This window comes from Enterovibrio gelatinilyticus, assembly GCF_028683095.1.
In the GTDB taxonomy this organism is placed as follows: domain Bacteria; phylum Pseudomonadota; class Gammaproteobacteria; order Enterobacterales; family Vibrionaceae; genus Enterovibrio; species Enterovibrio gelatinilyticus.
Window position 1 is genome coordinate 74403 of the sequence record NZ_JAJUBC010000019.1, and the last position, 12409, is coordinate 86811.

The following is a 12409-nucleotide window of genomic DNA, read 5'->3' on the forward strand; positions in this document are numbered from 1 at the left end:
TTCCGTTTAACTCGCGTTTGGTGCAGTCTCTACAGATATCGCACTGTTGATACGTAATAAGTTGATGATTTCAAGAGGTTGGCCATGTACATGGGTGAGTGCTAACGTTTTGCCATTTGCTTTGAGTCTTTTGAAGAGAAATACGATGGCGCCGATGCCCGAGCTGTCGAGGAAGTCTACTTGACCAAGGTTGAGGGTAATGTCTGTGAGCGATTCTACGTTCACCAGTTCATCTAATTCAGGTTGAAGCTCACTGCATCCTTGTGCATCCATATCGCCATGGATGAGGATGAGCAGAGAATCGTTAGATTGTTCAATGCGTTCGATTTGCATGATGTAGTGCCTCTCCTGTATGACTATCTGTACCAAGCGAAATCTATGCCAAGTAAATATATTCATATAAAACAATGAAATATGGTTTTATCTTCATGAGTGGACAGGCAGTTTCTCATTCTGACAATGAATATGAGAAACACCTCAGCAGTGTTTCTCGTATATTCACTTTCGCGCTATCTAATGGTAAGAGATTGATTTCGCTTGTATCAATAATGAACCACTCGTCCACTATTAAAGATAGTGGGGTTTCTTCAAAAAGCGACTTGGGCTTGAGGCAAAAATCTGCGTTATGCGTTGAAACTGATATGTTTTCGTCCCATCCAGTTAGTTATCGCTTCGATCATTGTGTGTTTGTTGACGGGCTTGGCCAGAAAATCGTCCATACCAACCTGCCTACATTTATTTCTATCGTGAGCGGTTACGTTTGCAGTCATGGCGAGTATGGGCATAGTTCGCCCTTGTTCGTTGAGATGACGAATCGTCTCACACGCGGTAAAACCATCCATTTCAGGCATCTGTAGGTCCATCAGAATCAGCTCATAATGTGAATTCTCGATAGCATCGATGGCTTCTTGTCCATTACACGCCGTGGAGACGATAAATCCGGCACTCTCCAGCATGGTACGAGCAACGAGTTGATTGGCGGGGTTGTCTTCAACCAACAGAATATTGCCGGGCTTTTCTGTCTTGAACACTTTCTTCGGTATCTCTTTGATAGAAGACTGCTCTGGGTATTGCATGTCACAAGGCAAAGTAATAGTGAATTCACTGCCAACATTTACCCGACTTTCAAGCACCAACTCGCCACCAAGCAATTCTACAAGACGCTTAGAGATGGCAAGTCCCATTCCTACCCCCCCATAGGTTCGAGAGAATGTGGGGTCTTTCTGGGTGAAAGGTTCGAATATGGCTTCTTGGTCGATGGGTGCGATACCTATTCCTGAATCACAAATTTGCAGTTTTAAGCCTGAAGGGTAGGCATGGCTCATGGTTAATTCTATTTCGCCTTCTTGCGTGAACTTGAGGGCATTTCCGATAATATTGGTGAGTACTTGAGAGAGCTTGCCTTTGTCAGTATCTGCGATGATGCGATGGTTTAATCGTTCATCAAAAATTAACGAAATGTTTTTTGCCGCGGCATTTTTCTCAAACATTGAAAGTACATGCTCGCCCAATTCAGCCACATCAAATTCTTCGCGTCTTACATCGAGTGAACCAATATCCAATTTGGAGTAATCCAAAATATCGTTTAGTTGGTTTAGCAGCAGGTTAGCTGAATCATCCGCCATAGTGGTTAGTACCTTGCAATGTGGCGGCAATGTTTCTTCTTTTAGTATGTCTACTGCGCCCAGAATCGCATTCATCGGGGTTCTAATTTCATGGCTCATGGTGGCAATAAACTGGGATTTGGCAATATTGGCAGCCTCAGCGGCTTCTCTGGCCTCACTAAGCTCAAGCTCTCGCTGTTGTTGCTCTTGAATATGTTTGTCCAACTCGTCGACACAGAGATGTAAACGCGTCATCTCGTTGTAAGTAGAGGCTTGATGATCATGACTGTTTGACAGGCTTTGCAATCGGCGGGAAACACGCGCTAATGGCCTGAACACGAGGAAATGAGAGACAACGACAACCAGTGTGCTGAGAATTAAAACCGCCGCGGCTGAAAAGTAACGAATTTGCTGACCATGCAGTGCGATATCTTGAAGCATTTGTTTTTTGCTCATAGATATTTGCATGAGTCCTATGTGCTTATCGTCGATGCTGACGGGATTGACGAAGTTCAATGCCATTGGGTTGTTGTCGTGTGGCTTGTCACCCCATTGCCCTATTTCTAAACCGTCGTTGGTGACGATGGAGACGTAGCAAAGGTCGGGATAGTGTTTAGCCATTAACTGTAACTTCTGATTCAAGATCCCTGATTCTTGCGTTGTTATATCTTCTGACAATGCAGAGATTAACGCAGAGAAGTTCGCACGAATTTGCATGTCCATCCGGCTTTCAAGATAGTTGCGCTCTATCTGCCTGGCGGCATTTCCTGCGAGGTAGCTGATCCCTGCGGTAAGCACGATGACAGACACAATGTATTTCACCCAAAGTGATACGTTCTTCATGCCATTTCCTCCTTTGGCGTGATGGTTTAGTTTCATTTTCGCTCTCAATATGACGGTGAAGATGAATGTCATAATGAGAATTTCAGCTAGCTGAAAGACTTTTTAGTGCGTTACAGCCGTTGTTTGTTATCTATGCACTTAGCTTGCCAACCTGCCAGAAACTGACGCTTATAGTTCAACACGGCTGATGGAGCGAGTTGTGTAGCACGAGGTAAGGAACAGGGGGATGTTTTATCTGATGTTGGCTAGCGGGAACTGGCGTTACTATTAGGGCTGGGCTCAGGCGCTTTGTCACTGTTAGCGTCACCTTCTGATTGTTCGTCAGAATTGCAGTGGTTCTTCGCCGCCAATGCCGCTTCGTTCACTTTGACGTAATGGGCGACGGAAGCGGTCAATGAAAGCAAAATATAGATAGGCCAAGTGAAACCTTGTGTAAGGAAGGTGCCTGACACACAAAACGCAATCATGCCTGAGAACAAACCTTCTGAAATACAGCGCACTACTGGGGGATATGCTTGGGGATTACTCGTTACTATTTGGACGGTTTTTTGCGCTGACCGGAACACAATGAACGTCATGGTTAAGAAAGCGGCAAGACCCAAGAAACCTGTTTCACCCAGTACGCCAAACCATGTACTGTGAACCGCATGGTTTAGTCCATCCCAATGTGGCGAGTAATAGAAGTAATTAAAGTAAAAATTATTTAGCCCAACGCCCGAGAAAGGGTTGTCGACAGCCATGAAAAAGGCCGCTTCCCAAGCATATAAGCGCCCTTTTGCTGACTCATCCAACCCATCTTCTGCGGCACCACCAGACTTACGTCCACTGATACCCGCGACCATAAACAATATTAAGCACAATAGGCCGCCGACGCCGAACAACAAGGCTTTGGACTTAACGCGACGCCAACCAATTGTGCCTAACGCTGAGAGTATGCCGAGTATGCCACCTCGGCTTTGTGTGCCAATAATGGCAACGAACAGCGCAATGGCAGTCACTAAGCCAATAAAGCGGGCTTTTTTGGGCAAACCTGACGTGATGGTGATACTCACTGCAAATGAAAAAGGGAACAAAAGCACAAGCGCCAAATCATTAGGATCGCCCAATACCGAACCCAATTCTCGACCCACGGTGACGCGCGTTTCTTCCACCATGCCAATGCCATTCACCTTGTTGAAAATGGTCACCATGGCAACGGATAAGCCAGATGCGACAATCATAATCAACGCATTTCGATAGTGTCTTTCATGGCACAATAACCAAGCAAGTGCTGGCGTCATGATGCCGATTTTGATGTAGATGTTCTTGTAGTAAGCAAACGCTTCACCCGTATTACCTGAAAGAGGAATGCCGATGGTGACGAGTGCCAAGAAGACATAAAAACTGTTGAGCTCTTTGCTGTGGAACATTTTGATTTTGCCGCTCAGTCCAATATGCCACGCTAACGTTGTAAGAGTGCCTAAAGACAACATGAGAGGAATCTTCAAGGAATACAAAGGGGCAAAGGCTTCGTGAAGGCGAAAAAACGAGAAAGCGATAAATAGGAGTCCAAGCAGGACAGGTTGTGAAAGGGTGATCAGCAGTGCTAAGGGAAGTAGACCGACAACTAACGGGATAATGGGGTGCGGAATGATCAGCCATACCACACACGTCAGCGCGACAAATAACGCAGTCGCGTGAACGAAATGGGTTCTGAGCCGCACTAGCAGCATGTTTTGCTGATCGCTTATCCAGCGAAGTAGTTGCATTAACAGCACTCTTATACTCTGATTACTTTATGGTAGAGCAAAGTGCGTGCCATGAGCTGTCTAGAAAATTAACGCTAATTTATCAATATATTAGTGGCTTTTTTTAAGATGGATAAAAGAAAACCGCGCATGTCCATACACGGTTTTCCTAATTTGCATGTCAATTCGACAAAAGAGCAGCAAACTGTCTTCCGTCACTTATCATGCGCTATTCGGGATGAATCAATCGAATGGTCATGGAGCCTGCCGCACGCATGGATTCCACATTAATGCTCAATACCACCGCTGACTCAGGTGCTCGGTAGTGATGCACTTCTTCACCGAAGCTATCGTATTGAATCGCTAAGAGTTGGTCTGTTTCTACATGTTGTAACAGTGAAACTTGCGGTAAAATGAAACCACCTTGAACGGCTTTTAGTGTGGTGACACGAGCGCTTTCAATGGCTTTTTCGATAGGTTCAGGCATCCCATCGATCACGTCATAGTGTTTGAAAATGTTCATCGCGCCAGTGACTGTACGCGCAATCATCGCTGTGTCGGTGTAACGCCCTACTCCAATTTCAACAGTAATGCTTGGGATGTGGTTTTGATTCCACACCGTTTCAAGTATCCCAGGATCGCCGGGGTCATCCAAAATCGCATCAGGGTTCATCAAACGTGCCATTTGAAGGGCATCATCAAGGCGATAATCTGCAAACGCATATAAGGGATATGCCGTGCCTGATGTTTGGGTATGAAGATCTATGGCTAACTCTGCATTGGGCATGAGTAGCTTGTGCCATATCGTGTACAAATACCGCTGAGGTTCGTTGCCGTTGGCGTTACCAGGGAAGTGACGGTTGAGGTTGCCACAAGACACATCAGGGTCGGCAGAAAAGAAGTCACGACTGTGGTTAAGCATGCCTGTAAGGTTCACCGTTGGGATGATGGTTATACACCCTGCGATATCTTGATCTTGTAGCGAGCGTGCTATGGCTTGTGCTGTTAATACGCCGTTGTACTCATCGCCATGCACGCCAGCGGTGATAACGATTTTCTTACCGGCTTTTTGACCTTTGAATACCCAAACTGGCAGGTGTTGCGATTGCGCCAGCGCATTCGTAGCAGCGCGAAACCAGAACTTGTGTTGCCCAGCTTCCAGTGTGGTCACATCCAATGCGCTGATCACCGCCAGCCCGTCGATTTGATTACCTTCAATGATTGTTGTCATACTGCGTGTCGCCATACTTCTATGTGGTTCGAGATAACATTCGATTTGAAAAAAGGCGAGATAATCATCTCGCCTTTTTAGTGTGCTCATTTTACTTCAGTGCGGTGCTGACTTAGGCAAAGCCCATCATGTGCGCGCCTACTACCGTGACACTTGCAATGACAAAAAGCAACAGCATAAAGCGCCACACGAACTTGGCCCAGTTGCCCCAATCAATGCGACAAACACCCAATGTTGCCATCAAAGATGCCGACGTCGGTACGATGATGTTGGTGAAGCCATCGCCCAATTGGAACGCCAATACGGCCACTTGGCGAGACACGCCTGCAATATCAGAAAGCGGAGCCAACAACGGCATGGTGAGAGCCGCCTGACCTGATCCCGAAGTCACGAAGAAGTTAAACACAGATTGGAATACGTACATCAACCAAGCTGCAGCAGCAGAAGGAAGCTCACTAATAGCACTGCCTGCATTGTGCAAGATTGTGTTTAGCACGCTTGGGTCTTCAGAGCCGCCACCCAGTAACAGCAATACGCCTTTCGCGAAACCGACCAATAGGGCAGGCGCCAGCATGATGCCCGCACCTTCTTTAAAGGCATCGGCGACATCATTTGCTGTCATATTGTTGAGTTTGAACAGCATGGCGATAATTGCCACCACAAAGCCCATGGTAAAGAACTGAGAAGCAATCTCTGGAATGTACCAAGCATGAGCGACCACACCCCACACTACCCAAATGGTAGTGGCCAGCACGGTTAGAATGACCAGCGTGTCACCAAACCCCCAGCGTGCTTCATTCTCTTCTTGCGCTTTGTCTTTCAGGTAAGCATCAGAGGCAAAGCTGTAAGATGCTTGCGGATTGGCTTTGATTTTGGAGGCGTACATCATGGTAAAGCCGATACCAATGAGGGTAAATGCTGCCCACATCACCATGCGGAATGTCATGCCAGATAGAACAGGAACCCCAGCAATACCTTGTGCAATTGCCACTGAAAATGGGTTCATCCATGAGGTGGCGAAACCGACTTGTGTCGCTACGTAGGTCACCATCACTGTGGTAATACCGTCGTAGCCAAGGCGAACCATCAAAGGCGCGATAATAATGGCAAACGCAACCGCTTCTTCACCCATACCGAACACGGCGCCGCCGAGTGAGAACAGTGAAAACAACACTGGAATAAACAGCGCTTCACTGCCTTTGGTCTTGTCGATAAGCTTCAAAATGCCGTTATCAATGGTACCTGTGCGCATCACCACGCCAAACGCACCACCGATGATCAGCATGAACATGATCACGCCAATCGCCGAACCCCATTTGGAACCTGATACCAGACCTTCAAATGGGAAGTTCATCAAGCCAATGCCGCCGCCAGACGCGAAAAACTGGACTTGGTTGTAAACCACGTCGCCGTTTTCATCAGTGACTAAACGGAAAGATTCAGGGTTGATGACGGTGCGGCTTTTTTCAGCGCCATCGACCATGAAAGAAACTTGTTGGCTATCGAATTGACCAACAGGGATCAAGTAAGTCATAGCGGCAGCGAGAAGGCCCACAATGAAAATCAAAATCAGGGTGTCAGGCATTTGCCATTTCTTTTGGCCTGCCACCTCATCTTGGGTTTGAACGTGTGTTTGAGACATTCCATCATTCTCAATATGAAAGGGGCATAAAATGTCGTTAAAAACGAATAAAAAGTCAATTAATTTAATGTGGTGAGGGTAGGTAATTGATGAATACTTATTATTGCTCAAATACCAGACGAAATGACTGACTACAAATTAAGCAGGAAATGGGTGTGGCATTGAAGGAAGAGGAGGTGAATCCAAATGGGAAAATGAAGTGCTATGGAGCTTGCAACAAGGCGATGGGTAGGTGAAATCAAAAAGGCTGCGATTGAATAGATACGCAGCCTTTGTTTGTAGAATGATAATCTCAGCTTGATGAGAGATTAGCGTAGCGATAATTTCGGCGCTTTCATCACCAAATACACCGCCATCGCGCAACATGCGAAGCCAATTAATGTGGCACCAGAAAAAGCTTCGTCGAAAAACAGCCAACCTTGCAATGCGGCTAATGGCGGAACCAGATAAATGTAAGACGTAACCTTTGACGCTGCACCTTGATCAACCATGTAGAGATACAACAAAACCGCCACTACCGACAGCACAAGTACTGACCATAGCATGGTGAGGGAAAAGGTCAGTGTCCATGTCACTTGCACACCCACAATCAGCCAAACAATCGGTAAGAACACCATGGTTGCCGCAACATATTGCCACATGGCAGAGGCCACCAAATTCATCCCCTGACAGAAGTGTTTTTGATAAAGAGTCCCGAATGTAATACCAAGGAGGGCTGAGCCAACAAACAAGTAAGCATAAAGTGGTTGTGCATCGATTCCCCAACTCATTTTTCCTTGAACCACAAAAGCAATACCGATAATCCCGGCAGCGAGTCCTAGCCATTGCGCGGTATTGAGCCTCTCTGAAGAAGTGTTCACGACGATCACCGCAGTGAGAATGGGTTGAAGCCCAACTAACAAAGATGAAAGGCCAGCTGGCATGCCATGGTCAATGGCGGCAAATACACCTCCTAGATAAAATCCGTGGATTAATATCCCTGATGCGAGTGCATGAACAATTTGCATGCCTTTTGGCATCACCGGTTTCATTACCAGCAGAATTGCGATGAATACCAAAACATTCAGTGCCATGCGGATCAGCAGAAACGTGGCGGCATTAGAATCAATAAGTCCGAATTTTGCCCCGACAAAGCCCGTACTCCAGAGCAGAACGAAAATAAAGGGTATGGCTTTTTTTAGCATGGGGGAGCAATCCTTGGCGATAAAATGTGTGCTTTTGCGTAGTGGGGAATTAGAGCGCAACTCGGTGAGCACCACAACCTAAGTTTGGTCAAGGTTATTGAACGGATTCATCGGGCTAGATGAAGAATGGGAATAGTATCGAGCAGGATTGTAGATATAAAAACGTTAGGTGTGGCTTTGAGTCTGACTCAGAGGCGGGCTGGATAGCCCGCTTTTCGCACAAAATGAAGGTCAGCGTGGGATCTAAAACGCTAGTAATGTTATTTACGCCGCGTTCTGAGCGTTTTTCGCTATCGTTCTTTTTAAGCTGCGATTTTTGTTGAGCTCAATTTTATAAGCGGTGAGCAGTGTTGAAAGATCGCTCACTTTGATCTTGCAGTCGCCATCGCTATCGATAGAAGCAATAGCGTCTTGATTTAAGCGAGACAATGTTTCTCGCATTTGAGGGGTATCAGTTGTTATTGGCATATTATTGATTATTTTGTTAATTCGAAGGCATTAAAGCAAAAACCCACGACAAAGTTTAGTGGTTTATTTTAAGGCAGCAGTGTTTGCGGGAAAATTAAGCAAAATTCGGGACTTGCGTTCAATATGTGCCCAAACAACCTGAATTAATCATAATCAGGCTATTTAGACAAAAGTGAAAGCGCGCTGAATGCACGCAAAAATCATTGTTGGACGGGGAAAATTATTTCGTTGAAGTTAAAGCCTTTTTCTTCTGCCAAGGCTAAGAAATCAGCCATCACTTGATCAGAGACCGTGGGCGTGCGTGCGAGCAGCCATAAATAGTCTGTGTTGTAACCAGAAACGAACGCATAGTCGTATTCCTCGCCCAATTCAAAAACCACATACGACGAAAAGAAAGGGCCAAAGAAGGAGACTTCAAGGTGCGCAGTGTCGCGAGTACCCACAAAATAGGCACGGCCTTCGGCCTCAGACCATTCTTTATCTTCTGCTTTATAGCCGCGGTTCAGTACGCGAATACCGCCATCTTCGCGCAGAGAATACTCTGCTGTGACATTGCTTAAATCGCGCTCAAAGCTGTGGTCTAGGCGGGCGATTTCGTACCATTTTCCAAGATAGCGTTGCTCATCGAATTCTGTCACCGGTGTGACGCCTTCAGGAATTGATTGGCACGCTGTTAACAGCAACAAAGAAAGTGCAATGAATATACGACGAATCATCCGGGTTCTGCTTATTGTTATCGATAATGTAAGTCGTTACGCGTCAGCAAGCGACGACGATCAGACGCTAGCACACTATTTTGCTTAACCTTGCAGGCTCCGCAGCGTTTGGTTGAGCAAAATGGCAAGAGCTGAGTGACCTTGCTCATCCATGTGTAAACCATCAATGGGAGAGGCTTCGCAGGCTTCTGCTGCATCGACAAAGTGACAACCTTCCTCTTTCGCGACAGCGGAAAAGAAACTCGCCAGTTGCAGAGACTTTTGGCGACCATTGGTAAATCCGGTTTTCCATTTATTGTCGTCATGCATTGGTGCGGGAGAGACAACGAGAATACGAGGTGACCTGTGTCCTGCGTTGTCACACGCACGAACTTGACCAATCAGTTTTCGAATACCTTCCGCAATCCATGCGGGTTCTGATGGGTAGAGCGATTTGAGATCGTTTGTTCCGAGTGTGATAACCACCCAATCAAGAGGACGATGAGTGAGTAATAACATGGGTAACGCAGCGCTACCGTCTCGATAAGGCTTTAAAGGATCTTTCCACATGGTGGTGCGTCCATTTAGCCCTTCCTCCATCACTTCCCAAGCAACCGAGTCTGCAACTGGATCATTCAAATGTGTTTTAAGGCGAGATGTCCAGCGAACACCTTCTGGCCAGCGTTCGCCATTTGAAGGGTTGTATCCCCATGTGTTTGAATCACCAAAGCATAAAATCCGCGGCATTGTGTGTCCTCCGTGTTGGTCGATGGGTATTGCTCTTTCTCTTGAGTAGATATCTTCGAGGGAAAATATTCAACTCCTAACGTTCAACCCAAGGGAATTGTTGAATAAATGACATTGTCCTTGGTGCTTCATTGACCCGTATCAAGCCATTTTGCTGCCGCTTAAGGTCTACTTGAGCCCTCAAAAAATACTGCCAGAGAAATACCTGCTTTCGTTGATATTGGATGGCGGGAACTTTCGAAATCCTAGCGAAGAGTGAGTAAAAAGAATAAAAAGTGTCGCAAATGAAGAATATCAAGTCGAGGCAAACAGCCCATACTCACAAGAAGTTCGAGTACAGATTCGAGTATAAATGACCAATAATGACAATAACGAAGTACTGGCAGAATCAACTATGACAGTGTTACCTCCTCCGGGCTCGCCGGACATTGAAATCGCGCGTGCCGTCAAACCTTGGCCGATTTTTGAAGTCGCTCAGCGCAAACTTGGTGTGGCTGCGCACGCACTGATCCCTTATGGACACTACAAAGCTAAGCTCGATTTGGCGCAGCTTGACGCGAGTAAACCGCAAGGCAAACTGGTACTGGTTACCGCGATCACACCGACTCCTGCGGGAGAAGGCAAGACGACCACCAGTATTGGCTTGACCGATGCACTGAATGCCATTGGTATCAGTACAAGTGTGTGTCTGCGTGAGCCATCTCTTGGTCCGTGTTTTGGTGTGAAAGGTGGGGCTGCGGGTGGTGGTCGCGCACAAGCGATCCCGATGGAAGATTTGAACCTGCACTTTACAGGGGATTTTCATGCCATTACTTCTGCACACAATTTGCTTGCCGCGTTGATAGACAATCACATTCACTGGGGTAACGAGCTGAATTTGGATTCTCGTCGTATTTCATGGCGTCGCGTAATGGACATGAACGATCGCGCGCTTCGTAACACCTTGATTGGATTAGGCGGTCCAGCGCATGGTCAGCCGCGTGAATCAGGTTTTGATATTACCGTGGCCTCAGAAATCATGGCGATCCTTTGTTTGGCGGATGATCGAAAAGATCTCCAGCGCCGCCTAGGCAATATCATAATTGGACGCGATCGCGACAATAAAACTGTCACCGCTCGTGAACTCGGTGCGGATGGCGCAATGACAGTTCTGTTGAAAGAAGCGATTCAACCGAACTTAATCCAAACACTGGAACACAACCCAGCGTTGATCCATGGCGGCCCATTTGCCAACATTGCCCACGGCTGTAACTCTGTGATGGCAACGCGCACGGCATTGGGCTTAACCGATGTGGTCGTGACAGAGGCAGGCTTTGGTGCTGATCTTGGCGCAGAGAAATTTATCGACATTAAGTGTCGCCTGTCAGGCTTAAAACCAGATGCTGCGGTGCTGGTATGTACTGTTAGAGCGTTGAAAATGCAGGGTGGAGTGGCGAAAAATGATCTCGATGCTGCCAATGTCGATGCCGTAAAAGCGGGCTCGGACAATCTTAAACGCCACATTCAAAACATGCAGCAGTTTGGGCTAAACCCATTGGTAGCCATTAATCGATTCCCAACCGATACACCGGAAGAGTTGGCAGCGATCAAAGAAGTTTGTTTGTCATTGGGCGCTGGCGTTGAAGAAGCCAATCATTGGGCAGAAGGTGGTGAAGGGGCGAAGGCCTTGGCGGAAGGTGTAAAAGCCATCTTGGATGCAGGCTCGCCAGAGGTGACGCATCTGTATGACGATGCGATGCCTATCGACGAAAAAATCCGGACTATCGCAACGCGCTTGTATGGCGCGAGCGATGTGCAATTTAACATTGCCGCGCAAAAACAATTGGATGAAATCCATCAGTTAGGATTTGGTGAACTACCGGTTTGTATTGCGAAGACGCCTTATAGTTTTTCATCTGATCCTCACTTACTTGGTGCGCCAACAGATCATATATTGCCAGTGCGTGAGCTTCGTTTAATGGCAGGTGCAGGTTTTGTTGTGGCGATTTGTGGTGATGTGATGACCATGCCGGGTTTGCCTAGAAAGCCAGCGGCACTCAGTATTTCCTTGGATGACCAAGGAGATATTGTTGGGCTCTTTTAACTGCATACTGAAAGCAGCGATTGAAAAGATCGATTGAAAAGATCGAAGAGAAAAGAAGAGAAAATGAGTGCTATATAGCGCCACCTTAGGTGGCGCTTTTTGTTACTTCGCAATATTGGCTTAACGTCCATCTGTGAGTGCCGTAGTCTCTGTACATCAACTGTATGATCAACGAACGGCAATAC

General features: G+C 46.7%; 10 protein-coding genes. 1 reads left to right on the forward strand and 9 read right to left on the reverse strand.

What is annotated here, in order from left to right; translation table 11 throughout:
• Positions 1–6 precede the first annotated feature (6 nt).
• The 9 genes from LRP50_RS16195 to LRP50_RS16235 form a co-directional block, all read right to left on the reverse strand.
• Complete coding sequence (locus LRP50_RS16195) at positions 7–333, reverse strand: STAS domain-containing protein (protein WP_274165503.1); 327 nt, start codon at positions 331–333, stop codon at positions 7–9.
• 290 nt (positions 334–623) lie between these two features.
• Positions 624–2447, reverse strand: coding sequence for a hybrid sensor histidine kinase/response regulator (locus LRP50_RS16200; RefSeq protein ID WP_274165504.1), 1824 nt, complete (start codon positions 2445–2447; stop codon positions 624–626).
• Positions 2448–2692: 245 nt separating this feature from the next.
• The gene (locus tag LRP50_RS16205) at positions 2693–4195 is read right to left on the reverse strand and encodes an O-antigen ligase family protein (protein WP_274165505.1); all 1503 of its coding nucleotides are present in this window, start codon (positions 4193–4195) and stop codon (positions 2693–2695) included.
• Positions 4196–4403: 208 nt separating this feature from the next.
• Entirely contained in the window at positions 4404–5420 is a 1017-nt protein-coding gene (locus tag LRP50_RS16210) for a succinylglutamate desuccinylase/aspartoacylase family protein (RefSeq protein WP_274165529.1), read from the reverse strand.
• A gap of 97 nt (positions 5421–5517) precedes the next feature.
• Complete coding sequence (gene yfcC / locus LRP50_RS16215; protein WP_274165506.1) at positions 5518–7047, reverse strand: putative basic amino acid antiporter YfcC; 1530 nt, start codon at positions 7045–7047, stop codon at positions 5518–5520.
• 308 nt (positions 7048–7355) lie between these two features.
• Entirely contained in the window at positions 7356–8231 is an 876-nt protein-coding gene (locus tag LRP50_RS16220) for a DMT family transporter (RefSeq protein WP_274165507.1), read from the reverse strand.
• 264 nt (positions 8232–8495) lie between these two features.
• Positions 8496–8699, reverse strand: a complete 204-nt coding sequence (locus LRP50_RS16225) for a hypothetical protein (RefSeq protein WP_274165508.1) — start codon at positions 8697–8699, stop codon at positions 8496–8498.
• 200 nt (positions 8700–8899) lie between these two features.
• Entirely contained in the window at positions 8900–9415 is a 516-nt protein-coding gene (locus LRP50_RS16230) for a lipocalin family protein (RefSeq protein WP_274165509.1), read from the reverse strand.
• 84 nt (positions 9416–9499) lie between these two features.
• Positions 9500–10141: an SGNH/GDSL hydrolase family protein gene (locus LRP50_RS16235; protein ID WP_274165510.1), complete on the reverse strand. Its 642-nt coding sequence runs from the start codon at positions 10139–10141 to the stop codon at positions 9500–9502.
• Positions 10142–10535: 394 nt separating this feature from the next.
• Between LRP50_RS16235 and LRP50_RS16240 the strand changes: the two genes are divergently transcribed.
• Positions 10536–12224, forward strand: a complete 1689-nt coding sequence (locus tag LRP50_RS16240; protein WP_274165530.1) for a formate--tetrahydrofolate ligase — start codon at positions 10536–10538, stop codon at positions 12222–12224.
• The last annotated feature ends 185 nt before the right edge of the window (positions 12225–12409 follow it).

What these genes read in the sequence shown, in the direction of transcription:
- LRP50_RS16195 (WP_274165503.1), bottom strand. Translation starts at nt 333, where the DNA reads ATGCAAATCGAACGCATTGAACAATCTAACGATTCTCTGCTCATCCTC.
- LRP50_RS16200 (WP_274165504.1), bottom strand. Translation starts at nt 2,447, where the DNA reads ATGAAGAACGTATCACTTTGGGTGAAATACATTGTGTCTGTCATCGTG.
- LRP50_RS16205 (WP_274165505.1), bottom strand. Translation starts at nt 4,195, where the DNA reads ATGCAACTACTTCGCTGGATAAGCGATCAGCAAAACATGCTGCTAGTG.
- LRP50_RS16210 (WP_274165529.1), bottom strand. Translation starts at nt 5,420, where the DNA reads ATGGCGACACGCAGTATGACAACAATCATTGAAGGTAATCAAATCGAC.
- yfcC (WP_274165506.1), bottom strand. Translation starts at nt 7,047, where the DNA reads ATGTCTCAAACACACGTTCAAACCCAAGATGAGGTGGCAGGCCAAAAG.
- LRP50_RS16220 (WP_274165507.1), bottom strand. Translation starts at nt 8,231, where the DNA reads ATGCTAAAAAAAGCCATACCCTTTATTTTCGTTCTGCTCTGGAGTACG.
- LRP50_RS16225 (WP_274165508.1), bottom strand. Translation starts at nt 8,699, where the DNA reads ATGCCAATAACAACTGATACCCCTCAAATGCGAGAAACATTGTCTCGC.
- LRP50_RS16230 (WP_274165509.1), bottom strand. Translation starts at nt 9,415, where the DNA reads ATGATTCGTCGTATATTCATTGCACTTTCTTTGTTGCTGTTAACAGCG.
- LRP50_RS16235 (WP_274165510.1), bottom strand. Translation starts at nt 10,141, where the DNA reads ATGCCGCGGATTTTATGCTTTGGTGATTCAAACACATGGGGATACAAC.
- LRP50_RS16240 (WP_274165530.1), top strand. Translation starts at nt 10,536, where the DNA reads ATGACAGTGTTACCTCCTCCGGGCTCGCCGGACATTGAAATCGCGCGT.